A 24,501-nucleotide genomic window follows, 5' to 3' on the forward strand; every position below is an offset into this window, starting at 1 on the left:
CACCTTGGTTGCCGCATGCCCGACCTTCGCCGACCCGCGCATCACATCACCCCTGCTTACGAAGACAACGGGCTGTTTCGGTCGCCCGTGCGCAGGATCACGGTTGGGCTGGTGCCACAGATGCATCGGAACAACCGGCAGGACCTGGTTGTGCGGGCCTTTTTGTCGGATGGCGCTGCGATAGAGGTCTTGTTCGCCGGACGACGCACGAAGCAAGCTCTTGGGGTCGAAAAGCGTCTCCGGTCGCTTCTGTTTCAGACGCGAACGAAAACGCCTGGGTGGAGGGACGAGGGTATCGACACCGTCCAGTTGCCGGTGCGGATTGAAGGCGTCTGGCGGTCACGCTTCATCCGGGATGCCTGGGGGTGCGAAACAAGGCAATATCAACTGATCGCGGCGCGCTGGGCCTTGTTCGACGAAGCAGGCATTGCCCACTTGTTCGGGGAAGCGCCGGTTCACCTTGCACCACCGCGTCCCGCACGTATTGAAGGGCGACCGCGCGGCACTGTGTAGCCTCGCAGTCCTGCGGGTTACATCTACTTGGTGTGGCTGATTGTGTGTCAGGTGATTGTCAACGGGCGGCAGGGATCCAAGGTTTCCCGTGACACGGCCATGATTTCATCAAGCCTGCCATCCTGACCTGCAATACCGATGACCGTCACATCCCATCGCGCCAGTCGCTGCCGTGCGGTCGGGCATTCTGCAATGAAATGTGCCATCTTGCCGTCACAGGCGGCGGTCACGGCCCCTTCGATCAACGGCGTGCTCTCCGACGGCCACACCTCCGACCAGCGACGGCCTACGATGGCGCCGAGATCGTCAATCTCCATCGCGCATCTGCCATTGTGGCTCATGTAGGTGATCAGACCTTCCGGAGATAGGAGTTTGACGCAATCGCGGGTGCACGACATCATGGCGGCAGCGCGTTCCGGCGCCGGAAAGCCCAGGTCCCGCATTTCGATGAGGTCAGTGTTTTCGATCATTTCCAGCGCGCACTGTTCACATGTTTTTGCGCGTTTGCAGACCCGCGCTTTCATACCATGCAACGTTGTAACCCGATTGGACGCAACCACAAGACGTGTTTCAGCGGCCTTGCACACGTTGCACCGTTGTGTCGCACCCTTTGGGTTTGAAATACGAACAGTGGCTTCCGGCTTTGTTGGTGCATTTCGCTAGGCGATGGCGCTGGACCGACCTGCATTGCGTCCAGAGAAGATGCAGCCGCCGAGGAAGGTCCCTTCGAGTGCGTTGTAGCCGTGATAGCCGCCCCCGCCGAAGCCTGCGACTTCGCCCGCGGCAAAGAGGCCGGGCACGGGCGCGCCGTTTGCACCGATCATCTGGCTGTCCAGCGTGGTGTGCAGCCCGCCCAGCGTCTTGCGCGTGAGCACGTGCAGTTTGACCGCGATCAGAGGGCCGTTGGCGGGATCGAGGAACTTGTGCGGTTTGGCCGTGCGCAGGAGCCGGTCGCCCCGGTAGTGGCGCGCGGCGTGGATCGCCATCATCTGCGCGTCTTTCGAGAACGGGTTGTCGATTTGTGCATCCCGCGCCTCGATCTGGGCGCGCAGTTTCGCCTCGTCGATCAGGTTGCCGCCTGCGACCTGGTTCATGCCGCGCACGAGAGTGGAGAGGTCGTTTGCGACGACGAAGTCCTCTCCCCGTTCCTTGAACGCCTCGACCGGGCCGGTGGCGTTCTTGCCCGACAGCACGCGCTGCTTGATCACCTCGGACCATTTTTTCGACGTGAGGTCGGGGTTTTGTTCAGAGCCCGACAGCGCGAATTCCTTTTTGATGATCTTCTGGGTCAGGACGAACCAGCTGTAGTCGTAGCCTGTGGCCAGGATGTCGCGCAGGGTGGACATGCTGTCGAAGCCGGGCAGGGCCGGAGGGGCGAAGCGGTTGCCTTCCGCGTCGAACCACATGGACGAGGGGCCGGGCAGGATGCGGATGCCGTGGCTGGGCCAGATCGGGTCCCAGTTCTTGACCCCTTCGGTGTAGTGCCACATGCGGTCGCCGTTGATGACGTGGCCGCCTGCGGCTTCCGAGATGCCGATCATGCGGCCGTCGACGTGGGCGGGGACGCCGGCCACCATGTCCTTGGGTGCGGGGCCGAGCCGGTCGGTGGGCCAGACCTGGCGCACCATGTCGAAATTGCCGCCGATGCCGCCGGAGGTGACGATCACCGAGGGCGCGCGGAGGGCGAAGTCGCCGATGGCGTCGCGGTTGGTTTTGGCGCCGCGTGCCGCGCTGTCGTCGGCGAGGATGGTGCCGCTCACGCCTTTGGCCGCGCCGTTTTCCATGTCGATGCGGTCGACCTGGTGCCGGAAGTTGAACTGGATCAGGCCTGCGCGTTCGTGTTCTTCGCAGCGGCGCACGAAATGTTCGATGATGCCGGGGCCGGTGCCCCATGTGATGTGGAAGCGGGGGACGGAGTTGCCGTGCCCGTCGGCGTAGCTGCCGCCGCGTTCGGCCCAGCCGACGACGGGGAACCAGCGCAGGCCCATGGCGTGGAGCCATGGGCGCATCTCGCCTGCGGCGAAGTCGATATAGGCTTCGGCCCATTTGCGGGGCATGGCGTCTTCGTCGCGGTCGAACTGGGCGCTGCCCATCCAGTCGTTCAGTGCCAGCGCGCGGCTGTCCTTGATCCCCATGCGCCGCTGTTCGGGCGTGTCGATCATGAAGAGGCCGCCCAAGGACCAGAAGGCCTGACCGCCGAGGAAGCTGCGGGGTTCCTGGTCGGCGATGATCACCTTTTTGCCCCGGTCGCCCAGTTCGGCGGCGGCGGCGAGACCGGCGAGGCCGGAGCCCACGACGATGGCGTCTGCTTGATCCATGAGTGTCTCCTTTACCGGCTGCGGAACCACGCCACGAAGGGTGCGGCGACGATGTACATGAGGATACCATAGACGCCCGAGGGCAGGGCCATGGCGCTGAAGCCCTCTGACTGGCCCGAGATCAGGGCGGCGAGGGTGATGCCGAGGGTGGCGTTCTGGATACCTGTCTCGACCGAGATGGTCTTGGCCTGGTCCCAGGGCAGGGCGAGTGCCAAGGCGAGACCCAGGCCTATGATGAGGAGCGCTGCGTTCAGGACGATCAGGGCGGGGCCGAGCGTGCCGAGATTGCCGATGAACACGTCCCAGTTGGCGGCAAGGGCGGCCACCACGATGATGATGAAGAGCAGGGTCGCAAGGCGCGACAGGAACGGCTCGATCCGGATGGCGAAGCCGGACGCGAAGCGGCGGATCAGGACACCGATCAGGACAGGCAGTGTCACGATGATGAAGACCGAGATGGCGAGACCGGTCACCGACACGTCCGGTGCCGCGTCACCCATGAAATGCACGACCGACCAGGCGGCGAGAATGGGCACGGTCAGGATGCTGAGCAGGCTGACCACGGCGGTGAGGGAGACGGAGAGGGCGACGTCACCCTTGGACAACCGCGCGATCATGTTGGACGTCACCCCGCCGGGGCAGAAGCTGAGCAGCATGAACCCCACGGCGATTTCCGGCCCCAGGCCGAAGCCGAGGACAATACCGTACGTGACCACAGGCAACAGAAGGATTTGTGCGATGGCGCCGATGGCGAAGGCCTTGGGCGTGCGCAGGACGCGGCCGAAATCGGCGAATGTCAGGCCGATGCCAAGGCTGAGCATGATGATGGCCAGCGACAGTGGCAGCACCACGTTGATAAGTATATCCATAGTCTCTCTCTCCCTGCACGCGACGTTAGACGGGACTATCGTCAACGCGCAACGTTGACCCTTGGTCAGCCGTTTTCCGAGGCGGAAAACGGACCGGAATTTTTGAAAAATTCCGGCGCCCGGTCAGAGCGGCCAGAAGACGAGGATGGCGGGGATCGACACGGCGATCACGATCACTTCAAGCGGCAGGCCGATGCGCCAGTAATCCCCGAACTGGTAGCCGCCGGGGCCAAGGATCAGCGTGTTGTTCTTGTGCCCGATGGGGGTGAGGAAGGCCGATGAGGCCGCGACCGCAACGGCCATCAGGAACGGGTCGGGCGACACGCCCAGCGTCTGTGCCATCTGGATGCCCACGGGGGCAGCGACAATGGTTGTGGCGGTGTTGTTGAGCACGTCCGACAGGCTCATCGTGACGACCATCAGCACCGTCAGCACAGCCCATGCAGGCAGGCCGTCGGTCATCGTGACGAGCCATCCGGCAATGAGTTCGGTGCCGCCCGAGGTCTCCAGCGCCGCGCCCAGCGGGATCATGGAGCCCAGCAGGACGACGACCGGCCATTCGATATGGGTGTAGAGTTCAGAGAGTGGTACGATCTTGGACAGGACATAGGCCACGACAACGAGGCCAAGGGCGATGGGCAGGTAAAGGAGACCCACGCTTGCAGCGGCGACCGCACCGGCGAAGAGGCCGATGGCGAGCCAGACCTTGTCATCGGCGGTCACGGCGAGGCCGCGTTCGGCCAGTGGCAGACAGCCGAGCCATTGGGTCACGTCCTGGCCGGTGTCGCGCGGCACCAGCAGCAGGAGGATGTCGCCGGCCTTCACTTCGGTCTTGCGGATCTGCTTGATCACGCGCACGCCCTCGCGTGACAGGCCAAGCAGCACCGTGTTGTGCCGCCAGGCCAGCCCGACCGATTGTGCTGTGCGTCCGACAAGGCGGCTGTGTTCCGTCACGACAACTTCAATGATCTCGACGCCTTCTCCGGCGGCGTTCAGCCGTTCTTCGCGGGCGGCATCGGCCACGGCAAGGGCGGTTGCGCTGCGAAATTCGTCGAGCGCGTCGGGCGTTGCTTCGATGACGAGCGCATCGCCCGCACGCAGGACCGCGTTCAGGGCGCGGCCATAGCGCCGCTTGCCGTCGCGCAGAAGGCCCACGATGGCGACGTCGGTCTTTTCAGCAACCTCTTCCAGTTCCGCGAGACGCTTGCCGATATGTTTGCTGTCCTCGGGTACCATCAGTTCGGCGACGTAGCTTGCCAGATCCTCGAGTTCGGCTGTCGCGTCCGCGCGCGCGGGGATCAGGCGCCAGCCGATGAGCGCCACGAAGGCGAGCCCGGCGATGGCGGCGACACCGCCCACGGGGGCGAAGTCGAACATGCGGAAGGGTTCGCCAAGCGCATCCTCGCGGATGGTGGCGATGATGATGTTGGGCGGTGTGCCGATCAGCGTGACCATGCCGCCGAGGATGGTGGCGAAGCTGAGGGGCATGAGGCTGAGCCCCGGGGTCCGCCCGGCCTTTCGCGCGGTCTGGATGTCGACCGGCATCAGGAGGGCGAGGGCCGCCACGTTGTTCATGAAGGCCGAAAGCACGCCGCCGATGGCGCCCATGAGCGTGATATGGGCGCCGAGGGAGCGGGACGCATCGACCAGCGTGCGGGTGATCAGGAAGACTGCGCCGGAGCGCACGAGACCGGCGGAGACCACCAGTACCAGCGCAACCACCAGTGTGGCGGGGTGGCCAAAGCCGGAGAAGGCATCCTCGCTTGGGACCACGCCCAGGACGACGCCGAGCATGAGGGCCGAGAAGGCGACGATATCGTAGCGGAACCTGCCCCAGAGCAGCAGGCCGAAGACGGCGCCGAAAAGGGTGAAGAGGATGATCTGGTCTGTCGTCATTCGGGCAGGGTAGGGATGTGCGCGTGGCGGTGCCAGTTGTATTTCGGTCACGCGATCCGGGTGCCGCGCTGACGCGCGACGACATGTTTTAGGGGGCTCTGCCCCCGGTATCTATTTTGGGGGCTCTGCCCCCGGCGCGTGCGCGCCTCCCCCGTCGTATTTTCAGTCAGAAGAAAGGGCTAGTCAGGGAGTTGGATCGTGCGGCGCGGTGGGTGTGTCCAGTCGACTTTTGGTCCCGCGGGGACGATGCCGAGCGGGTTGCGGAGTTCTGACGGGGAGAAGTAGCCCGCCTTGTAGATGTCGGGTTTGACCGTGGCGGCGATGCCTGGGAGCGCGTAGAGCGCGCGGGCGTAGTCCCAGAGCGCCGGGTAGTCGCTGAGTTTGGCGAGGTTGCATTTGAAGGCGTAGTGGTAGGCCACATCGAAGCGGGCGAGGGTGGGGAAGAGGCGCAGGTCGGCTTCGGTGAGTGTGTCACCGGTGAGGGTGGTGTGGTCGGTGAGGTGGGATCCAAGGTCGTCGAGGGTTTTGAACAGGTCGGTGACGGCGTTGTCGTAAGCCTCTTGCGTGCGGGCGAACCCGGCGCGGTAGACGCCGTTGTTGATTTTCGTGTGGATGAGGGTGTTCCAGCGGTCGATTTCTGCCTCGTGCTCGGGTGGGCAGAGGCGGCGGGCGGGGTCGAATGTCGTGCCCAGCATCCGCACGATGTCGGCGCTTTCGTTGGAGACGATCTGTTCGGTGTGTTTGTCCCAGAGGACCGGGACCGTGATGCGGCCCGTGTAGGTGGGGCGTTGGCGGGCGTAAACCTCGTGCAGCGCTGTCGCTTGCAGCTCGGGGTCTGCGAAGGCGCCGTCGGTGTCGAAGGTCCAGCCCTGGTCCGTGCGGCGGGGTTTGGCGATGCTGATCGAGATCGCGTCCTGCAGGCCGAGGATGGCGCGCACAAGGAGGGTGCGGTGCGCCCAGGGGCAGTTCCAGGCGACGAAGAGGTGGTAGCGGCCCGGGTCGGGGGTGAAGGGGCCGTCCGGGGTGATCCAGTGGCGCAGCGTGCTTTTGGCGCGCTCGTAGGCGCCGTTTTTCGTGCTGCCGGGGCCGGGGTCTTCGGCCTCGTACACGCCGTCGATCATCACGCCCATGGGCTGCCTCCTCTTTGCGTGACTTGAAGGTAGCAGGCGGGGCGGGGCGCGCCACGCACGCAGGCTCTGCGCGGGTGCACAGGGCGGCCTTGCCCCTGTGGCGGCCGATGTCCTATAGACGCCCGGACCACCGAATTTGCGAGACAGGAGGCGCGCATGGCCGGCCACTCAAAATGGGCAAACATCCAGCACCGCAAGGGGCGTCAGGACAAGCTGCGCGCCAAGCTGTTTTCGAAGCTGTCGAAGGAAATCACCATCGCGGCGAAGATGGGTGATCCGGACCCCGACAAGAACCCGCGCCTGCGTCTGGCGGTGAAAGAGGCGAAGTCGCAGTCGATGCCCAAGGACAATATTGATCGCGCGATCAAGAAGTCGGTTGCGGGCGAGGGCGAGGATTACGAGGAAATCCGCTATGAGGGCTATGGACCCAACGGTGTTGCTGTGATTGTCGAGGCGATGACGGACAACCGCAACCGCACGGCATCGACCGTGCGCTCGACCTTTACCAAAAATGGCGGGAACCTGGGCGAGACCGGGAGCGTGGGCTTCATGTTCGAGCGCAAGGGCGCGGTGTCATATCCGGTTGAGGCGGGGGATGCTGATACAGTCATGATGGCCGCCATCGAGGCCGGGGCCGAGGATGTGGAGAGCACCGAGGATGGGCATGTGATCTGGTGTGCGGACACGGATCTGAACGAGGTGTCCAATGCGCTGGAGGCCGAGTTGGGCGAAAGCGAGAGCACCAAGCTGATCTGGCGCCCGACCACCACGACCGAGATGGACCTGGAAGGCATGCAGAAGCTGATGAAGCTGGTGGATGCGCTGGAGGATGACGATGATGTGCAGACCGTCACCACCAATTTCGAGGCCAGCGACGAGGTGATGGCGCAGCTCGACGGGTAAGCCTTTCAGCGTCGCTTTGCTTTTTCGGCGCAGAGTGACACATTTCCCCGCGCTGGCTTGCGAAGACTGTCGCTATTGATGTTGACTGCCCAAGATGAAGTTCGCCGTTCTAGCAGATATCCATGGCAATTCCTTTGCGCTGGACGCCGTGCTGCATGACATGGACGTGCTGGGCGTGACCGAGGCTGTGAATCTTGGTGATCTGTTCAGCGGTCCCATAGATGCAGCGGGTACGGCGGACCTGCTGATGGAGCGCAGCTTCCCGTCCGTCCGGGGCAACCATGACAGGTACTTGTTGGAACAGGAACGGGCGGATATGGGCCCGACGGACCAAGTGGCCTTTGATCAGTTGAGTGCGGAGGCGCTTGATTGGCTCGGTGCTCTGCCGACCTCTCGGACCGTTTTTGGCGATGTTTTTCTGTGTCACGGCACGCCCATGAGCGACACGACCTATTGGCTTGAACGGGTGGAGGCGGATGGAACCGTGCGCGCCGCGTCTTTGGAAGAAGTCGCCGCGGAGGCGGGTGATGTGGATGCCAGCCTGATCCTGTGTGGGCATACGCATACGCCACGCTGCGTGCGCTTGCCTGATGGCCGTGCCATCGTCAATCCCGGAAGTGTCGGATGCCCCGCATATGACGACGACGCCCCGGTTTATCATGTTGTGCAGACCGGGACGCCGAATGCGTCCTATGCGATCGTTGAGCGCGAGGGCCGGGAGTGGGCAGTGACCTTTCGATCCGTGCCTTATGACTTCCAAAGAGCGAGCGCGTGTGCGGTCCGATATGGAAGAGCGAATTGGGCGCGGGCGCTCGCGACGGGGTGGTTCGATAAATAACCTGATTTATGGTGCCGATGCGCGTGCGCCGGTGTGGTGGGCACTCGTCATCCTTTGAGCCTAACATCGAAAGCTGGCACTCACGAATGCAAAACGCCGCCCCGGTCCCGGAGCGGCGTTTGTGTTTGCTCTTGTGGCGCTGATCTGATGCAGATCAGAAAAACAGTTGCCGGGCCACCTGGCTCCAGCTTTGGGAGCTGTCGGCGTGGGGGGCGGGTGTCTGGCGGCGCAGGCGGCGCATCAGGCCCTTGAGGTCATTCAATCGGGTGCGCGCTGCCGCCCCGCCCGCGCGGCTTTGCACGGACAGGATCTTTTCCTGGGTTTGCAGCGCGGCCTCGATCAATTCGAGGTCCTGCTTCGTAAGATCAACGGTATGCGTATCGTCGAGCATCGGATTTCATCCTTGTTATCGTTGACCAGCATATGGGGTCTGTAAGGTCATACGCCAATCATCAAAGATCAGATCAACGTGATACCTGTGTCAGGTGACATAAGCTGGCAGTAATGAGCGCGTGTTATTGCACGCGGGTTGCAGCGATATAGGGAGTGTTCACCGGGAATGCTCTGCCTATTTGCGCAAGGCTGCTGTGCAAAAAACGTATAGCTTGGATAGGGTTGCAGCGCGCAGTTCATACGGGTAGGTCCTTGTGGCTTAAATTATGAACGGTGCCATGGCTTCTTTCGTTCCCGGATTCCTTCTGTCGTTGTCTCTGATCCTTGCCATCGGGGCGCAAAATGCGTTTGTCCTGAGACAAGGGTTGCGCGGCGCGCATGTGTTCTGGACGGTCGTTGCCTGTTCGGTGTCCGAGGTGATCCTGATCGCCGCGGGCGTCTTCGGATTTGGGTCGCTTGCCTCGGCCGTTCCGTGGTTCGAGCCGCTGATGCGCTACGGCGGAGCGGCATTTCTGTTGTGGTATGGATGGCAGAACGCCCGGTCGGCCTGGCGCGGGGGAGCCGCACTGGACACGTCGGGGACCGAGACCCAATCGCTGCGCGCCGCCGTGGGGACGGTTCTGGCGATCACGTGGCTGAACCCGCATTTTTACCTGGACACCGTTGTCTTGATCGGATCGGTGTCCTCGCAATATCCCGACCGCTTGGCGTTCGGTGTCGGCGCGTCTGCCGCCAGCATCCTGTTTTTTGTTCTGCTGGGGTATGGCGCACGGGTGATTGCACCGCTTTTCGCGCGCCCGCGCGCATGGCAGGTGCTGGACGGGATCATCGCGCTGACCATGTGGGGCATCGCGTTGAAATTGCTGTTGCTTTGACGCCTTGTGCTTGGCGGCGCTTTCGGGATTGATGGGCGCATGACGTCTTCCCCCTCTCGTCCTGTTGTTGCCATCTTCTGGATGCTGGTGACCGGCTTCTGCTTTGTCGCGGTGACGGCGCTGGTGAAGTATATGGGCGACCGCATTCCACCGGCCGAGGCGGCGTTTTTGCGGTATCTGCTGGGGCTGGTGTTCTTGCTGCCGATGCTGCCCGCGCTGCGTGAGGCGCATCTGACGGGGCGCCAGTGGAAGCTGTTCACGCTGCGGGGCGCGTTTCACACCGGTGGCGTGATCCTGTGGTTCTTTGCCATGACGCGCATTCCCATCGCCGAGGTGACGGCGATGAACTATCTGGCGCCTGTTTACGTGAGCATCGGCGCCGCGTTGTTTCTGGGTGAGCGGTTGGCGTTGCGCCGGATTGCGGCGATTGCGGTTGCGCTGATCGGGACGGCGGTGATCCTGCGTCCTGGCTTTCGCGAGGTGGCACCGGGGCATATTGCCATGCTGTTTTGCGCGGTCAGTTTTGCGGGGTCCTACCTGCTGGCCAAGATCATGGCGGATGAAGCGAAACCGGCGGTGGTGGTGGCGATGCTGTCCATCGTGGTGACGATCTGCCTTGCGCCTTTCGCTTTTGCCAATTGGGTCTGGCCGACGGGGTGGGAGCTGGGCCTGTTGTTCCTTGTCGCCTGTTTTGCGACTGCGGGGCATTACACGATGACCATGGCCTTTGCCGCGGCCCCCGTGACCGTGACGCAGCCGGTCACGTTTTTGCAGCTTGTGTGGGCGGTTCTGCTGGGGGCGCTTGTTTTCGCGGAGCCGGTGGATGTCTGGGTGATCCTGGGCGGCGCGCTGATCCTTGCCGCCGTGTCCTTCATCACCTGGCGGGAGGCGGTGCTGAAGCGCAGACCCATCACGCCGCCGAGCCCTGCCACGAAGCTGTAATTTTTTATTGATTGACGGGTCAATAAAAAACCGGCACCTTGCGCCGCATCTTTGCGAAAGGGGATGCGCGTGCCGAAACTGGGGATGGAACCGATCCGTCGGGCGGCATTGGTCGAGGCGACGATTGCCGAGATTGGCGAGGCCGGATCGCTTGATGTGACCGTGGGCCAGATCGCCAAGCGGGCGGGCATGTCGACCGCGCTGGCGCATCACTATTTCGGCGGCAAGCATCAGATTTTCCTGGCGGCGATGGGGCAGATCCTGCTTGATTTTCGCAAGGAGGTTGTCGTCGGGCTGCGCGGCGCGCGGACGCCGCGGAAGCGGGCCGAGGCATTGATCGCGGCCAGTTTTGCACCCTCGAGCTTTGCGCCTGCGACCGTTGGCGCGTGGATGACGCTTTACGCGCAGGCGACGACCCATCCCGAAACGCACCGTTTGCTTGAGCTGTACCAGCGCCGATTGCGGTCGAACCTGACCCATGCGCTGCGCGGGATCAGCAGTGATCCGCGTGGGGATGCCGAAATGCTGGGGGCGCTGATCGACGGACTTTATCTGCGAGCAGCTCTCTCCAAGGATGCATCGCGCGATGTGGCACAAGCGACCGCGCTGCGTGCGCTGGATACCTTGACGGGGGCCTATCAATGACGCGGCCCAACATCCTGATTTTCATGGTGGATCAGTTGAACGGGACGCTGTTTCCCGATGGTCCTGCTGAGTGGCTGCACGCACCGAATCTGAAAAAGCTGGCGGCGCGGTCGACCCGGTTTCGCAACGCTTACACTGCCTCGCCCCTGTGCGCGCCGGGGCGGGCGGGCTTTATGTCGGGGCAGTTGCCCAGTGCCACGGGTGTCTATGACAATGCGGCCGAGTTTCCGTCGTCGATCCCTACCTATGCACATCACCTGCGCCGGGCGGGCTATCAGACCTGTCTGTCAGGCAAGATGCACTTTGTAGGCCCCGATCAGTTGCATGGCTTTGAGGAGCGGTTGACCACCGACGTTTACCCGCCGGATTTCGGGTGGACGCCGGATTACCGCAAGCCTGGCGAGCGGATTGACTGGTGGTATCACAATATGGGGTCCGTCACTGGCGCGGGTGTGGCGGAGATCACCAACCAGCTCGAGTTCGATGACGAGGTCGCCTATCACGCGACGCGCAAAATCTATGATCTGGGGCGCGGGCATGATCCGCGGCCCTGGTGCCTGACCGTCAGCTTCACGCATCCGCATGATCCATATGTGGCGCGGAAGAAGTATTGGGATCTCTACGAGGATTGCGACCACCTGATGCCGGAGGTGGGGCCGATCCCCTATGAGGATCAGGACCCGCATTCGCAGCGTATTCTGGACGCCAACGACCGCGACAACTTCACCATATCGGATGAGGATATCCGCCGGTCGCGGCGGGCGTATTTCGCCAATATCTCCTATCTCGATGACAAGATCGGGGAGGTGCTGGAGGCGCTGGAAGGCACCCGGCAGGAGGCGGTTATCCTCTTCGTGTCCGACCATGGCGACATGCTGGGCGCGCGGGGGCTGTGGTTCAAGATGTCCTTCTATGAGGGGGCGTCGCGAGTGCCGTTGATGATTGCGGCCCCGTCGATGGAGCCGGGTCTGGTAACTGACCCCGTGAGCAATATCGATGTGTGCCCGACGCTCTGTGATCTGGCGGGTGTGGACATGTCCGAGGTGATGCCGTGGACCACCGGTCAGTCGCTGGTGCCGCAGGGGCAAGGCGTCGAGCGCACGGAGCCAGTGGCGATGGAATATGCGGCCGAGGCGTCTTACGCGCCCATGGTGTCGCTGCGCTATGGCAAGTGGAAGTACAACCGCTGTGCGCTGGATCCCGATCAGCTTTTCGATCTTGAGGCCGACCCGCATGAGCTGACGAACCTTGCGGATGTGCCTGCGCATCAGGGCACGCTTATGCAACTGCAAGCGAAAGCGGCGGCGCGTTGGGATCTTGAGCGTTTTGACGCCGACGTGCGCGCATCTCAGGCGCGGCGCTGGGTGGTGTACGAGGCTTTGCGGCAAGGTGGGTACTACCCCTGGGACTACCAGCCGCTGCAGAAGGCATCGGAGCGCTACATGCGCAATCACATGGATTTGAATGTTCTAGAGGAAAATCAGCGGTTTCCCCGCGAAGAATAAACCATCGCATGAAGACCCTTGGCGTGGGCAGACGATGGGTTCTTAGGAAGCGCCACAGCCAACGGGTCAACATGGAGGGACCTTTTATATGCTTACGACGATTCTTTCATTCGGTGTGCTGCTGGCCTTTGTGCTGGTCGGCTTCGTCACCATCAAATACTGGAGCGTGCGCCTGACCGGGCCGCAACCGGTCAGCCTGTTTGTCTTTATCGCGATCCTGTTCACGTCCGGTCTGGATGTCGGATTGATCATGTTCCCGATCGCCTTTGACTTTCCGCTCTATGCTGATACGGCGGCTGAACCGGCCTATGCCTTTACCAACCCGCTGGCGCTGGAGTTTGGCTTCTGGGGCTTTCTGATCTGGGCGTTCTACTTCCTGACAGCGTTCTATTTCTGCGCCATCGAGCCGCGCGTGAAATTCTTTGAGAACGGCATCGTGAAGCTGATCAACAACATGGTGATCATCACCACCTGCGCATTCACCGGCGCGCTGTTCCTGATCTACATGCCCTATTACATCCCCGAAGTGGGTGATGGCGAAACGGTGATCCCGGCGTTTTATGTCATTTGTTTTCTGGTGATCCTGGCGGCGAGCTATTCGTCCACCGACATCAAGTACGTCAAGATCCTGTCAGTCGCGTCGACCCTCGTGTTCTTTGCCCTGATCATCGGCATGTGGGCCAATGCGCGCATGGGCTTTGGCGAGTTCCTGTCCACCGGCAGCAACATCGGCGGCTACTTCGCCAACATCCACAAATTCGTCATTCCGCTAACGGATTATCACGAGTTCTACCTGTTCTGGTGGTTCGCCTGGTCGATCATGATCGGTCAGTTCACGTCCCGTTTCGTGGGCGGGCTGGCGACATGGCAATTGCTGGCCGCACTCCTGATCTTTCCGTCGATCCCCTTGGGCATCTGGTTCACGGTGGCCTATTGGTATCACCTGAACAGCATCGATATGACCGGGCTGGTCAACTGGTCGATGACCGTTGTGGGCATCCTGTTCGTCATCAACTCGTTTGACTCGCTGATCCGGCTTTACACCGACAACCTGAACGTGACCGCCGACTGCTACGGCAAGGTGCAATACGTGCTGGGCAACGCCGCACTGCTGTTCGTGCTGACCCTGCTGTTCCAGAGCCAGTGGTTGCAGATCCAGTGGGTCGGGACCGCCGTCATCGGGATGTATGTGGCGTGCCTGGCCTGGGTGCTGACCCGCCGCGATACGCTGGGTGATTTGCGCAGCGTGCACGCGGCCCCCGCAGAATAGACATCGCGTGGGCGACGGGTTTCATCCGCCGCCCCGTACAACACCAAGAGGATTTGAATGCAGACCCAACCGACAGCAAGCCACTATATTGGTGGCGCTTATGTGGAAGATACGGCGGGCACGCCCATCGACGTGATCTATCCGGCGACCGGAGAGGTCATTGGCCGCGTGTATTCCGCGACGCCTGCGGTGATAGATCACGCCCTGACATCCGCGCGGGCAGCGCAGGCGGAGTGGGCGGCGATGACCGGTACGGAGCGGGGCCGCATCCTGCGCCGTGCTGCCGACATCCTGCGCGAGCGGAACCACGATCTGTCGGTGCTGGAGACCTATGACACCGGCAAGCCCTATCAGGAGACAAGCGTGGTCGACGCCACCAGCGGGGCGGATGCGCTGGAGTATTTTGGCGGTATGGCCGCGACCTTGACGGGCGAGCACATCCCGCTGGGTGAGGATTGGGTTTACACCCGTCGTGAGCCTTTGGGTGTGTGCGTCGGGATCGGGGCGTGGAACTACCCGACCCAGATTGCCTGCTGGAAGAGCGCGCCTGCGCTCGCCTGCGGCAACACGATGGTGTTCAAGCCGTCCGAGACGACGCCGCTTTGTGCATTAAAAGTGGCTGAGATCCTGCACGAGGCGGGGGCGCCTGCGGGTGTCTATAACGTGGTGCAGGGGCTGGGCGATGTCGGCGCGGCGCTGGTGTCGGACCCGCGTGTCGACAAGGTGTCGTTGACAGGTTCGGTGCCGACGGGCCGCAAGGTTTATGCTGCCGCCGCGGCTGAGATGAAGCATGTGACGATGGAGTTGGGGGGCAAGTCGCCCCTGATCATCTTTGACGATGCGGATCTTGAGAATGCGGTGTCGGGGGCGATCCTGGGCAACTTCTATTCCTCAGGGCAGGTCTGTTCCAATGGGACCCGCGTCTTTGTGCAGTCGGGGATCAAGGAGGCGTTTCTGGCGCGTTTGACCGAGCGGCTGGGCGCTGCTGTGATTGGTGATCCGCAGGATCCCGAGACGAGCTTTGGCCCGATGGTCAGCGAACGGCAGATGGAGATCGTGCAGGGCTACATTGCCAAGGGACAGGACGAAGGCGCACGGCTTGTGACCGGGGGCGAGCGGCTGGAGCGGGACGGGTTCTTTCTGGAGCCGACCGTTTTTGCCGACGTGACGGACGACATGACCATCGCGCGGGAAGAGATTTTTGGCCCGGTGATGGCGGTGCTGGATTTCGAAGACGAGGCCGACGTTATGGCCCGCGCCAATGACACGGAATTTGGCTTGGCCGCAGGTGTGTTCACAAGCGATCTGACCCGAGCGCATAGGGTGGCCGCCGGGTTCGAGGCGGGGACCTGTTTCATCAACAGCTACAACGATGCGCCGGTTGAAGCGCCCTTTGGTGGGGTCAAGGCCTCGGGCGTGGGGCGCGAGAATTCGAAGGCGGCGATCGAACATTATAGCCAGGTGAAGTCGGTTTATGTGCGCATGGGCGATCTGGAGGCTCCGTTTTGATGGGTCGGGACGCCCTTTTTTGGAGCGCGGCCGCCCACCCACCCCGCACTCCGAAAAAGGGCGGGCAGGGGGCAGATGCTGCGCTGTTTGAGATATGTGAAGGATGTGTGCTGAGAGGTGCTTGAGGGCGCTTTGTGCGCCTCAAGACACCCTTTCAAGGATGAGATGCGATTCCCCGAAGCCTCAAGGACAAGCCGCGCCTGCGCGCGGTGCTGCGCATCCTTGACCCTTCGCGGAATCACCGGAAGGTGAGTGATGGAAGCGGATTACGTGATTGTGGGGGCCGGGTCGGCGGGGTGCGCCGTGGCTTACAGGCTGGCCGAGGCGGGCAAGTCGGTGCTGGTAATTGAGCATGGCGGCACCGATGCGGGGCCGTTCATTCAGATGCCTGCGGCCTTGTCCTATCCGATGAACATGAAGCGCTACGATTGGGGCTACATGTCCGAACCTGAGCCGCATCTGGGCGGGCGGCGGTTGGTCTGTCCGCGCGGCAAGGTTGTGGGTGGGTCGTCGTCCATCAACGGGATGGTCTATGTGCGGGGCCATGCGCTGGACTATGACCATTGGGCGGAGAGTGGCGCGGATGGCTGGGGCTATGCCGACGTGCTGCCTTACTTCAAGCGGATGGAAAGCTGGGACGGCAATGGCCATGGGGGCGATCCGGCGTGGCGCGGCACCGATGGGCCTTTGCACGTCACGCGCGGGCCGCGCCGGAACCCGCTGTTCAAGGCGTTTGTCGATGCGGGGCGGCAGGCGGGCTATGAGGTCACGGGCGATTATAACGGGCAGAAGCAGGAAGGCTTTGGCCCCATGGAGCAGACCGTGCACAAGGGCCGGCGCTGGTCGGCGGCGAATGCCTATCTGAGGCCTGCGCTGAAGCGGCCCAATTGCGATCTGGTGCGTGGGCTGGTCGAGCGGACCGAGATGACCGATGGGCGCGCAATGGGCGTGGTTCTGGCCGGGGGACAGGTGGTGAAGGCGCGGGTGGAGGTGATCCTTGCAGCCTCGTCCATCAACTCGCCTAAGATCCTGATGCTGTCGGGAATTGGGTCGGGCGCGCATCTGGCCGAGCATGGGATTGATGTGGTGGCTGACCGCCCCGGTGTGGGCGCGAACCTGCAGGACCATCTGGAGATGTATATCCAGTATGCCTCCAGCCAGCCGATCACGCTCTACAAGCACTGGAACCTGATCTCGAAGGCGATGATCGGGGCGCAGTGGCTGTTTACCGGCACCGGTCTGGGCGCGTCCAACCAGTTCGAGAGCGCGGCTTTCATTCGCAGCAGGGCCGGGGTGCCCTATCCGGACATTCAGTATCACTTCCTGCCCATGGCGGTGCGGTATGATGGCTACGCGCCAGCTGAAGGGCATGGGTTTCAAGCGCATGTCGGCCCCATGCGGTCCCCGTCGCGAGGTGCTGTGACGTTGCGGTCGGCGGATCCCGCAGACGATCCGGTGATCCGCTTCAACTACATGAGCACGGAGCAGGATTGGCAGGACTTCCGCGCCTGCATCCGGCTCACGCGCGAGATCTTTGCGCAGGAGGCGTTTGCGCCGTTTGTGAAGCATGAGATCCAACCGGGTGATGCGCATCAGAGCGATGATGAGCTGGATGAGGTGATCCGCGAACATGCAGAGAGCGCGTATCATCCGTGCGGGACCTGCCGGATGGGGCGGGCCGATGATCCGATGTCGGTTGTCGATCCGGAGGGGCGTGTGATCGGGGTCGATGCCTTGCGCGTGGTGGACAGTTCGGTCTTTCCGCGTATCACCAATGGCAACCTGAACGGGCCGTCGATCATGACGGGTGAGAAGATGGCGGATCACATTCTGGGCCGTAGCCTGCCGCGCAGCAATGACGTGCCCTGGGTGCATCCGGAGTGGGAGACGGCGCAGCGTTAAGGATGGCTGCAGGCACCGTTTGAACTCGGTCAGGTCCGTTGTCATATTAACGGAATGTTAAGACTTTGTTCGGTGCTTGTTCTATCCCTCTTGCCCTCGTTTGGGTTCGCGGATTTCAGCGGTGTCTTGCGTGTGACTGATGCCGACACGGTGGATGTGGGCGACGTCCGGGTGCGGTTGCACGCCATTGATGCGCCTGAAGTGGATCAGACGTGTGAGACAGCGGCAGGCCAGCCTTTTGCCTGCGGGACTTGGGCGACCGTGCAGGTCGAGGCGCGGTTCGGCGGGCAAACGGCCCGGTGTGAGACGCTGGATACGGACCGGTATGGCCGGACGGTTGCGAAGTGCCGGGTGGACGGTGCCGACATGGGGGCGGAGATCGTAAGCGCCGGATGGGCCTTTGCCTATCGGCGCTACGGGATGGACTACGATCTGGATGAAAAGGCGGCCTATGTCGCGGGGCGCGGGTTGCATGGTTACCGTGTGCAGTCCCCAGCCGCGTTTCGTGAGGCGCGGGGGCAGGGGCGTTTGCCACCCGACCCGGCCTGTCGGATCAAGGGCAATATTTCTGGCAGCGGGCAGATCTTTCATGTGCCGGGGCAGGAGTTCTATGATCGCACCGGTATCAACGAGGCGCGGGGCGAGCGGTGGTTTTGTTCCGAGGGGGAGGCGCTGCGGGCTGGGTGGCGGCCTGCGCGGCGTTGAGGTGCAGTCGTAAGGCGGATCCTGATCCGCCTAGTTCACCGCATAGGGCAGCACATCGCGCGTGTCCGGATCGACCGATAGCTTGCGTTCCAGCGGCGGGACGGAGCGCTGGTGACACATCTTGCGTTCGCAGATCCGGCAGGAGATCCCGATAGGTTCGAACGCCTCGGCCCGCGTGATGTCGAGCCCGTCGGCATAGACAAGCTGGCCTGCATGGGTCACCTCGCATCCGAGTGCGATGGCGTAGCGCCGGACTGGTGCACCGAAGCGCCCGCCGGATTTGGTGACGTCGCGGGCGAGGCTGACATAGCGCACGCCATCGGGCGTTTCGGCAAGCTGACGCAGGAACTGGCCAGGCTGTTCGAACGCACGGTGCACGTTCCAGAGCGGGCAGGCCCCGCCGAAACGTGCGAATTGCAGTCTGGTGGCGGAGTGGCGTTTGGTGATCGTGCCCGCCTGGTCGACGCGGACGAAGAAGAACGGGACGCCCTTGGCCCCTGGGCGCTGCAGCGTCGAGAGCCGGTGGCAGACCTGTTCGATGGAGGCGCCGAAGCGCGTGGCGAGTTGTTCGAGGTCGTGCCGTGTTTCTTGCGCGGCGTGCAGGAACTGGCCGTAGGGCATGAGCGCAGCGCCTGCGAAGTAATTGGCAAGCCCGATTTTGGCGATGGCCCGTGCCTCTTCCGTCTGGAAGCGGGCGAAATCGAGGGTCGCTTCGAGCAGCTTGTCCTGCCGCAGCAGCGCCACTTGCAGCAGCAGTTGGAAGGTCTGGCTTTCCTGGCTGGCACGGTGGGACAGGATGAGTTTTCTGGCGTCGTGGTCGTAGCGCCGCAGGGTGTCGGTGTCTTCGAAACTGACCTCCACGCCGCCATGGGCGAGGGAAGAGACAGCAGCGACACGGATGTTGCGGTGGTGACCTTCGGTACCGGCGAAGTGTTCGGCGGCGCGGTCCACGGCGTCGATGTAGTTGTCGCAGTAGTGGAAGAAATCGCGCACTTCCTCCCAAGGGCTGGGGCGTGCGCGGGCGTCTTCGCGACCCAATGCTTCGTCGAGGGATGCGAGCCGTTCGTGGGTTTGGCGGTAGGCGCGGTGCAGTTCGAGAAAGGCGTGGGCGAGCGCTGGCGCATTGGAGGCGGCGAGCCGCAGGTCTGCCATGGGGGGCATGTCGCTGGAAAAGACGGGGTCGGACAGCGCCTCGCGCATGTCCGAGACGATCCGTTCCCCGTCGCCCGAGCTCAGCTCGGTCACGTCGAGGCCGAATTCCTGCGCCAGCGACAGCACGACCGTCGTGCTGACGGGCCGGTTGTTGTTCTCCATCTGGTTCAGATAGGGCAGGGAGACGCCGAGCTTGGCGGCGAAATCCTTTTGCGTGAGGCCGACGCGGGTGCGCACCTCGCGCAGCTTTGCTCCGGCATAGAGTTTTGGGGCGGCCATGGCGATCCGTCTTTGCAGATTTGCAGTGCGGCGACACTAGGTTTGCAAAGCTGTGGGCGCAAGAGTTACGCCACCGCCAGTCTCCGCTCGCGGCGATAGACCGCGCCGATGGCCAGTAGAGCGCAGACGCCTGTGATGCACATGATGTAGAGCAGGGGGTATGCGCCGGTTTCGGGCGTCAGTAGGAAGCCTGCCAGTGCCGAAAGGGCCGCGCCGCCGCCGATCATGATCGCGCCGCCCAGGCCCGAGGCGGTGCCCGCCAGATGCGGCCGCACCGACAGCATCCCCGCGGTGGCGTTCGGGATCACGAGGCCGTTGCCGAGGCCCACGAAGGTCATCATGCCGAAGAAGGACAGGGGCGTGCCCATGCCAACCACGAAGATGCCGAGGGATACGAATGTGCCGAACGCATTCGCGATGGAGCCCCAGAGGACCAGACGGTTCACACCGAAACGGGTTGCGTAACGCCCGCTGAGGCCGTTGCCGACGAAGTAGCCGACGGCAGGTGCGCCAAAGAAGAAGCCGAGGACCGCTGGCGTCATGCCGAAAACTTCGGTGCCCACGAACGGGGCGCCGCCGAGATAGGCGAAGAACGAGCCGGAGCAGAAGGCCGCCGCCAGCGAATAACCCCAGAAGCGGGGGGAGCGGAGGAGTTCCGGGTATTCCTTGAATTGTCCAATCAGCGATTTAGAAGAGGGCTGCGCCGTTTCGCCCACGTCCCGATGGACGAGCCACAAGAGCAAGGCGCCTGTGAAGAAGAAGAACCAGAATACCGACTTCCATCCCAGCCCTTCGTCCAGCAGGCCGCCGAAGAAGGGGGAGATCATCGGCACAACCGCCATGCCCATGGTGACGTATCCGATCATGGAGGCGGAGTGATCCTGATCATAGAGGTCGCGGATGATGGCGCGGCTCAGCACCATGGCGACGGCGATTATGGCCTGGCACATGCGGAAGAACAGGAAAACCTCTGCGCTGGGCGCATAGATGCAGCCCAGTGTTGCAAGCATGAACAGGCCAATTCCCCACATCAGCACCTTGCGCCGGCCGAGATTGTCCGAGATGGGCCCGATGATCGTCTGCATGATGGCCGAGACGGCAAGGTACAGCGCGACCGACAGCTGCATCAGACGATATTCGGTGTCGAAATAGGCCGTCATGTTCGGCAGGCTGGGCAGGAACATGTTCATCACCATGGCCGACACTCCGGCCAAGAGGATCAGCGTGATGATATGTGGCGGGGTCGTGCGGTCCAGAAATCGGACCTTGGGCGGCGCTTGCATTGGGCTGAGGTATGTCTGAGAAAGTGAACTGTCCAGTGCAGTGATGCACGCATAGGTGTGTTTTGCTGTTTTGCAATTTGCATCACCGCCACTGAATAAGATTTGCAAATATTCCGATTGATCCTTCAATCGCGCGTATGTGCACCTGTATAAGCCACCCAAACCACCAGCGGGGACAGCATGAAAGATATTCTGACCGAATTGGAATCACGGCGCGCGGATGCGCGTCTTGGCGGCGGGCAAAAACGGATCGACGCGCAACACGGGCGCGGCAAGCTGACCGCACGGGAGCGTATTGATCTGCTTCTGGACGAGGGATCGTTCGAAGAGTTCGACATGTTCGTCACGCATCGCTGCACCGATTTCGGGATGGAAAAGCAGAAACCTGCAGGCGACGGCGTTGTCACCGGCTGGGGCACGATCAACGGACGGCAGGTCTATGTCTTTTCTCAGGACTTTACGGTTCTGGGTGGATCCGTGTCGGCAACTCATGCAGCCAAGATCTGCAAGATCATGGACAAGGCAGTCGAGAACGGTGCGCCGGTCATCGGCATCAACGACTCAGGTGGTGCGCGTATTCAGGAAGGCGTCGACAGCCTTGCCGGTTATGGTGAGGTGTTCCAGCGCAACATCATGGCGTCGGGCGTGGTGCCGCAGATTTCCGTCATCATGGGCCCGTGCGCCGGTGGTGCTGTGTATTCGCCTGCCATGACCGACTTCATCTTTATGGTCAAAGACAGCTCATATATGTTCGTGACGGGTCCGGACGTTGTGAAAACCGTGACCAACGAACAGGTGACGGCCGAGGAATTGGGCGGCGCGTCCACCCACACCAAGAAGTCGTCGGTGGCCGATGCGGCCTTTGACAACGACGTGGAAGCACTGGCCGAAGTGCGCCGCCTCGTGGACTTCCTGCCCCTCAACAATCGTGAGAAGCCGCCCGTCCGCCCCTTCTTTGACGAGCCGGACCGGATCGAGACGAGCCTTGATACGCTGGTGCCCGACAACCCGAACGTGCCCTACGACATGAAAGAGCTGATCGTGAAGCTCGCGGACGAGGGCGACTTCTACGAGTTGCAGGAAGAGTTTGCCAAGAACATCATCACCGGGTTCATCCGACTTGAGGGGCGCACCGTGGGTGTTGTCGCCAACCAGCCCATGGTGTTGGCGGGCGTTCTGGACATCGACAGCGCGCGCAAGGCGGCACGCTTTGTGCGCTTCTGCGACTGCTTCGACATTCCGATCCTGACCGTTGTTGACGTGCCCGGCTTCCTGCCCGGAACGACACAGGAATACGGTGGCGTGATCAAACACGGCGCGAAGCTGCTTTACGCCTATGGTGAGGCGACGGTGCCGAAGGTGACGGTCATTACCCGCAAAGCCTATGGCGGTGCTTACGTTGTGATGGCGTCCAAACATCTGGCGGCTGATTTCAACTATGCCTGGCCCACGTCTGAGATTGCGGTGATGGGTGCCAAGGGTGCGACCGAGATCATCCACCGTGCCGATCTGGGTGACGCCGAGAAGACGGCGCAGCACACCAAGGACTATGAGGATCGCTTTGCCAATCCGTTTGTGGCGGCCGAGCGTGGGTTCATCGACGAGGTGATCCAGCCCCGGTCGACCCGCAAGCGGGTCAGCCGTGCCTTTGCGTCACTGCGCAACAAGAAGACTCCTATGCCGTGGAAGAAGCACGATAATATCCCGCTATAGGGGAATCGCACGGTGCGATCCCCAATACGGAAATGGAGAAAAAAGTGCGGTACATTCTTACTGTCCTAGTGATGTGTTTTGCGTTGCCTGCGATGGCGCAGCAGGAGCGTGAGTGTCGTGGTAAGCAAGCGTTCGACCTGGGCGACGGCTCCTATGGTTGTCTGCTCGAAGTAGGGACATCATCGATCACCACCACGCTGACCCGTGACGATGGCGCCAGTTCCCGATCAAGCAGGAACGCTGCGGGTGAGATCGTTGTCGCAATGTTCGGCAGTCATTCGGGGTCACGCCAAGTTGTTCGCAATCGTATGCTTGCGGTTTGCCGCACTTTCTTGCCTCGGGTGAAGCAGGAGCTTTCGGGACGTAACTACAGCCGGATCGTGATTCAACTGGTGTGGCCACGTGTCAAAAACACTGGAGACTTTGTTTCGGTGTCCAGTACTTCCGTTGATGTTCAGCCAGCATTCTCGAATGCGAACTGCCGCGGCATCCGGTTCTTCGGATGACGCAAGCCCCTCGCAGAATGTGTGCGGAACGCGCTTCTGTCAGAATTGGCGCAGCTTTGATTGCGTGGCGTCGCCGTGTCGTCGCTGATGCGGTCATCGGCGGACCTGCGAGGGACAAATCATGAGACGTCGCTGGCATCTCTTGAGTGACGGCGACAGCATTACGCTTTGCCGTCATTTGCCCGCGCGGTTTGATTTTGCGGCCCGTACTGTTTTGCCGCGCGGGAAGGCCATTCGACTGGCTCACCAGATCCGTCAGGATCTTTGGCGCGCATTGCAAAATGTACGGGGCTTTTCTCCGGTCGTGCGGCTGGAGAGCGTTGCCGAGGGCTGGCGCGTTACGGCGGGTGGACGTGCGGCTGGGCCGGTACCTGCGGTCGTTTTTGCACGCGCCGATGCAGTTTTGAATGACGCCTCCAACCGCGCGCGTTGGGTTCGCCATGCGGGGTGGCGGCCATGAGTTTGTGGAAAAACCAGGCTTTTGCGATCTCGCACGCGGATAGCGGCGCGTTCCAATCCGAAGGCCTCCGCCCCTTTTTCGAGTATCGTCAGCTTGGCATCTCCGAGGCGACCAAGGGCGCTTATGGTGCGCATGTGATCCGCGCCGTTCCCGGAATGGAGAGCTCCGGCACCTGGCATTCACATGATCTGGACTTCCAGATGGTCTACGTCATCAAGGGCTGGGTGGTGTTTGAATATCAGGGGCAGGGGGAACATGTGCTGCGTGCATGCTCCTGTGTTTTGCAGCCTCCAGGGATCGTGCACCGGGAGATTCGGCACTCTGACGACCTCGAATTGATTGAAATCACCTCGCCTGCGACCTTTACAACGCAAGAAGAAGATGCACGATGAAGGGTGACAGGCAACATACTGTGCCGAACGGAACAGTGCGACGGGTTATCACCGCACGCACAGCAGCCCCGGAGGGAGGAGCCCGGACCTGGAAACGGGAATGGGTCCGGGGCTGCGTTTCGGCCTTGATGCTTTATGCAACTCCATTGTTTGCCGAGGATGTGCCATCCGGCCAACCAGTTTCACTATCCGAAGTCCTGATCGATGAAGTTGGTGCTGAAATGTGGATGCGTTTCCGGTTTCTGGCGCCGGACATCGCACGGGAGTCGGGGACCGTGACTTACGCGGAAGCCGAGCCGGATTTTCAAGCGCTCTGCGATGGGTTTGCACTTTCATATATGTCCAACTTCGGATTGAGCGCAGACGTCGTTGTGATCTCGCTTATGGATCGACCTGTCGCTTTCGGTACGACTGATCCTGACGCGACACAGTTTTTCGAGGCCTTCCGTCCGGGGCCCAACGGTTGTGTCTGGGAGGCATTGTGATGGCTCAGCGGAATTTTG

The 24,501-nt window shown here is 62.1% G+C and carries 23 protein-coding genes; 15 read left to right on the forward strand and 8 right to left on the reverse strand.

Annotated elements, in window-relative coordinates; translation table 11 throughout:
* Positions 1-15: 15 nt before the first annotated feature.
* Complete coding sequence (locus KUV51_RS15210; RefSeq protein ID WP_218463097.1) at positions 16-513, forward strand: hypothetical protein; 498 nt, start codon at positions 16-18, stop codon at positions 511-513.
* A 47-nt stretch (positions 514-560) separates the two neighbouring features.
* Here the strand turns inward: KUV51_RS15210 and KUV51_RS15215 are convergent, their stop codons facing one another.
* From KUV51_RS15215 to KUV51_RS15235, 5 genes are all read right to left on the reverse strand, one after another.
* A complete protein-coding gene (locus KUV51_RS15215) occupies positions 561-983 on the reverse strand; it encodes a PAS domain-containing protein (protein WP_222522396.1) in 423 nt (140 codons plus the stop codon).
* A 189-nt stretch (positions 984-1,172) separates the two neighbouring features.
* Positions 1,173-2,831, reverse strand: a complete 1,659-nt coding sequence (locus KUV51_RS15220) for an FAD-binding dehydrogenase (protein WP_218463095.1) — start codon at positions 2,829-2,831, stop codon at positions 1,173-1,175.
* Positions 2,832-2,842: 11 nt separating this feature from the next.
* Entirely contained in the window at positions 2,843-3,700 is an 858-nt protein-coding gene (locus KUV51_RS15225; protein WP_218463094.1) for a bile acid:sodium symporter family protein, read from the reverse strand.
* Between the two features lie 123 nt (positions 3,701-3,823).
* On the reverse strand, positions 3,824-5,596 hold the full coding sequence (locus KUV51_RS15230) for an SLC13 family permease (RefSeq protein ID WP_218463093.1): 1,773 nt from the start codon (positions 5,594-5,596) through the stop codon (positions 3,824-3,826).
* A gap of 179 nt (positions 5,597-5,775) precedes the next feature.
* Positions 5,776-6,726 (reverse strand): glutathione S-transferase family protein, encoded by a 951-nt coding sequence (locus tag KUV51_RS15235; protein WP_218463092.1) that lies wholly within the window; start codon positions 6,724-6,726, stop codon positions 5,776-5,778.
* A gap of 156 nt (positions 6,727-6,882) precedes the next feature.
* Here KUV51_RS15235 and KUV51_RS15240 point away from each other — a divergent pair, with 156 nt between their 5' ends.
* Positions 6,883-7,629 carry a YebC/PmpR family DNA-binding transcriptional regulator gene (locus KUV51_RS15240; protein ID WP_218463091.1) on the forward strand — a complete coding sequence of 249 codons (747 nt, stop codon included), beginning with the start codon at positions 6,883-6,885 and terminating at the stop codon, positions 7,627-7,629.
* A 94-nt stretch (positions 7,630-7,723) separates the two neighbouring features.
* Positions 7,724-8,467 (forward strand): metallophosphoesterase family protein, encoded by a 744-nt coding sequence (locus tag KUV51_RS15245; RefSeq protein ID WP_218463090.1) that lies wholly within the window; start codon positions 7,724-7,726, stop codon positions 8,465-8,467.
* A gap of 154 nt (positions 8,468-8,621) precedes the next feature.
* On the opposite strand, the gene KUV51_RS15250 is transcribed toward KUV51_RS15245, so the two are convergent.
* Positions 8,622-8,858 (reverse strand): hypothetical protein, encoded by a 237-nt coding sequence (locus tag KUV51_RS15250; protein WP_189369043.1) that lies wholly within the window; start codon positions 8,856-8,858, stop codon positions 8,622-8,624.
* Between the two features lie 280 nt (positions 8,859-9,138).
* On the opposite strand from KUV51_RS15250, the gene KUV51_RS15255 reads away from it, so the two are divergent.
* The 8 genes from KUV51_RS15255 to KUV51_RS15290 all read left to right on the forward strand — a co-directional run bounded on the left by KUV51_RS15255 (position 9,139) and on the right by KUV51_RS15290 (position 18,213).
* Positions 9,139-9,735 carry a LysE/ArgO family amino acid transporter gene (locus KUV51_RS15255; protein ID WP_218463089.1) on the forward strand — a complete coding sequence of 199 codons (597 nt, stop codon included), beginning with the start codon at positions 9,139-9,141 and terminating at the stop codon, positions 9,733-9,735.
* A 39-nt stretch (positions 9,736-9,774) separates the two neighbouring features.
* Positions 9,775-10,677, forward strand: a complete 903-nt coding sequence (locus KUV51_RS15260) for a DMT family transporter (protein WP_255553509.1) — start codon at positions 9,775-9,777, stop codon at positions 10,675-10,677.
* Positions 10,678-10,746: 69 nt separating this feature from the next.
* Positions 10,747-11,322, forward strand: a complete 576-nt coding sequence (gene betI, locus KUV51_RS15265; protein WP_218463088.1) for a choline-responsive transcriptional repressor BetI — start codon at positions 10,747-10,749, stop codon at positions 11,320-11,322.
* Positions 11,319-12,827: a choline-sulfatase gene (gene betC / locus KUV51_RS15270; protein WP_218463087.1), complete on the forward strand. Its 1,509-nt coding sequence runs from the start codon at positions 11,319-11,321 to the stop codon at positions 12,825-12,827. Before betI ends, betC begins: the two co-directional genes overlap by 4 nt.
* 88 nt (positions 12,828-12,915) lie before the next feature.
* Entirely contained in the window at positions 12,916-14,097 is a 1,182-nt protein-coding gene (locus KUV51_RS15275) for a BCCT family transporter (RefSeq protein WP_218463086.1), read from the forward strand.
* A gap of 57 nt (positions 14,098-14,154) precedes the next feature.
* Entirely contained in the window at positions 14,155-15,606 is a 1,452-nt protein-coding gene (betB, locus tag KUV51_RS15280; protein ID WP_218463085.1) for a betaine-aldehyde dehydrogenase, read from the forward strand.
* A 255-nt stretch (positions 15,607-15,861) separates the two neighbouring features.
* The gene (gene betA / locus KUV51_RS15285; protein WP_218463084.1) at positions 15,862-17,508 is read left to right on the forward strand and encodes a choline dehydrogenase; all 1,647 of its coding nucleotides are present in this window, start codon (positions 15,862-15,864) and stop codon (positions 17,506-17,508) included.
* 54 nt (positions 17,509-17,562) lie between these two features.
* A complete protein-coding gene (locus tag KUV51_RS15290) occupies positions 17,563-18,213 on the forward strand; it encodes a thermonuclease family protein (protein WP_218463083.1) in 651 nt (216 codons plus the stop codon).
* Positions 18,214-18,243: 30 nt separating this feature from the next.
* On the opposite strand, the gene KUV51_RS15295 is transcribed toward KUV51_RS15290, so the two are convergent.
* Together KUV51_RS15295 and KUV51_RS15300 are read right to left on the reverse strand one after the other, a co-directional pair.
* Positions 18,244-19,644, reverse strand: a complete 1,401-nt coding sequence (locus KUV51_RS15295; protein WP_218463082.1) for a short-chain fatty acyl-CoA regulator family protein — start codon at positions 19,642-19,644, stop codon at positions 18,244-18,246.
* A 65-nt stretch (positions 19,645-19,709) separates the two neighbouring features.
* Positions 19,710-20,927, reverse strand: coding sequence for a multidrug effflux MFS transporter (locus tag KUV51_RS15300; protein WP_218464882.1), 1,218 nt, complete (start codon positions 20,925-20,927; stop codon positions 19,710-19,712).
* A 180-nt stretch (positions 20,928-21,107) separates the two neighbouring features.
* Between KUV51_RS15300 and KUV51_RS15305 the strand changes: the two genes are divergently transcribed.
* From KUV51_RS15305 to KUV51_RS15320, 4 genes are all read left to right on the forward strand, one after another.
* On the forward strand, positions 21,108-22,640 hold the full coding sequence (locus KUV51_RS15305; protein WP_039682631.1) for an acyl-CoA carboxylase subunit beta: 1,533 nt from the start codon (positions 21,108-21,110) through the stop codon (positions 22,638-22,640).
* 32 nt (positions 22,641-22,672) lie between these two features.
* Positions 22,673-23,146 carry a hypothetical protein gene (locus KUV51_RS15310; RefSeq protein ID WP_222522397.1) on the forward strand — a complete coding sequence of 158 codons (474 nt, stop codon included), beginning with the start codon at positions 22,673-22,675 and terminating at the stop codon, positions 23,144-23,146.
* A 456-nt stretch (positions 23,147-23,602) separates the two neighbouring features.
* Entirely contained in the window at positions 23,603-23,998 is a 396-nt protein-coding gene (locus tag KUV51_RS15315) for a cupin domain-containing protein (protein ID WP_218463080.1), read from the forward strand.
* A gap of 128 nt (positions 23,999-24,126) precedes the next feature.
* On the forward strand, positions 24,127-24,483 hold the full coding sequence (locus KUV51_RS15320) for a DUF6497 family protein (protein ID WP_218464881.1): 357 nt from the start codon (positions 24,127-24,129) through the stop codon (positions 24,481-24,483).
* The last annotated feature ends 18 nt before the right edge of the window (positions 24,484-24,501 follow it).

The sequence above is a fragment of the Tateyamaria omphalii genome (assembly GCF_019802125.1).
GTDB classification, from domain to species: Bacteria; Pseudomonadota; Alphaproteobacteria; order Rhodobacterales; family Rhodobacteraceae; genus Tateyamaria; species Tateyamaria omphalii_B.

Excerpts from the sequence above, each read along its gene's own strand:
- KUV51_RS15210 (WP_218463097.1), top strand. The coding sequence starts at position 16 with ATGCCCGACCTTCGCCGACCCGCGCATCACATCACCCCTGCTTACGAA.
- KUV51_RS15215 (WP_222522396.1), bottom strand. The coding sequence starts at position 983 with ATGATCGAAAACACTGACCTCATCGAAATGCGGGACCTGGGCTTTCCG.
- KUV51_RS15220 (WP_218463095.1), bottom strand. The coding sequence starts at position 2,831 with ATGGATCAAGCAGACGCCATCGTCGTGGGCTCCGGCCTCGCCGGTCTC.
- KUV51_RS15225 (WP_218463094.1), bottom strand. The coding sequence starts at position 3,700 with ATGGATATACTTATCAACGTGGTGCTGCCACTGTCGCTGGCCATCATC.
- KUV51_RS15230 (WP_218463093.1), bottom strand. The coding sequence starts at position 5,596 with ATGACGACAGACCAGATCATCCTCTTCACCCTTTTCGGCGCCGTCTTC.
- KUV51_RS15235 (WP_218463092.1), bottom strand. The coding sequence starts at position 6,726 with ATGGGCGTGATGATCGACGGCGTGTACGAGGCCGAAGACCCCGGCCCC.
- KUV51_RS15240 (WP_218463091.1), top strand. The coding sequence starts at position 6,883 with ATGGCCGGCCACTCAAAATGGGCAAACATCCAGCACCGCAAGGGGCGT.
- KUV51_RS15245 (WP_218463090.1), top strand. The coding sequence starts at position 7,724 with ATGAAGTTCGCCGTTCTAGCAGATATCCATGGCAATTCCTTTGCGCTG.
- KUV51_RS15250 (WP_189369043.1), bottom strand. The coding sequence starts at position 8,858 with ATGCTCGACGATACGCATACCGTTGATCTTACGAAGCAGGACCTCGAA.
- KUV51_RS15255 (WP_218463089.1), top strand. The coding sequence starts at position 9,139 with ATGGCTTCTTTCGTTCCCGGATTCCTTCTGTCGTTGTCTCTGATCCTT.
- KUV51_RS15260 (WP_255553509.1), top strand. The coding sequence starts at position 9,775 with ATGACGTCTTCCCCCTCTCGTCCTGTTGTTGCCATCTTCTGGATGCTG.
- betC (WP_218463087.1), top strand. The coding sequence starts at position 11,319 with ATGACGCGGCCCAACATCCTGATTTTCATGGTGGATCAGTTGAACGGG.
- KUV51_RS15275 (WP_218463086.1), top strand. The coding sequence starts at position 12,916 with ATGCTTACGACGATTCTTTCATTCGGTGTGCTGCTGGCCTTTGTGCTG.
- betB (WP_218463085.1), top strand. The coding sequence starts at position 14,155 with ATGCAGACCCAACCGACAGCAAGCCACTATATTGGTGGCGCTTATGTG.
- betA (WP_218463084.1), top strand. The coding sequence starts at position 15,862 with ATGGAAGCGGATTACGTGATTGTGGGGGCCGGGTCGGCGGGGTGCGCC.
- KUV51_RS15290 (WP_218463083.1), top strand. The coding sequence starts at position 17,563 with ATGTTAAGACTTTGTTCGGTGCTTGTTCTATCCCTCTTGCCCTCGTTT.
- KUV51_RS15295 (WP_218463082.1), bottom strand. The coding sequence starts at position 19,644 with ATGGCCGCCCCAAAACTCTATGCCGGAGCAAAGCTGCGCGAGGTGCGC.
- KUV51_RS15300 (WP_218464882.1), bottom strand. The coding sequence starts at position 20,927 with ATGCAAGCGCCGCCCAAGGTCCGATTTCTGGACCGCACGACCCCGCCA.
- KUV51_RS15305 (WP_039682631.1), top strand. The coding sequence starts at position 21,108 with ATGAAAGATATTCTGACCGAATTGGAATCACGGCGCGCGGATGCGCGT.
- KUV51_RS15310 (WP_222522397.1), top strand. The coding sequence starts at position 22,673 with ATGGAGAAAAAAGTGCGGTACATTCTTACTGTCCTAGTGATGTGTTTT.
- KUV51_RS15315 (WP_218463080.1), top strand. The coding sequence starts at position 23,603 with ATGAGTTTGTGGAAAAACCAGGCTTTTGCGATCTCGCACGCGGATAGC.
- KUV51_RS15320 (WP_218464881.1), top strand. The coding sequence starts at position 24,127 with ATGCTTTATGCAACTCCATTGTTTGCCGAGGATGTGCCATCCGGCCAA.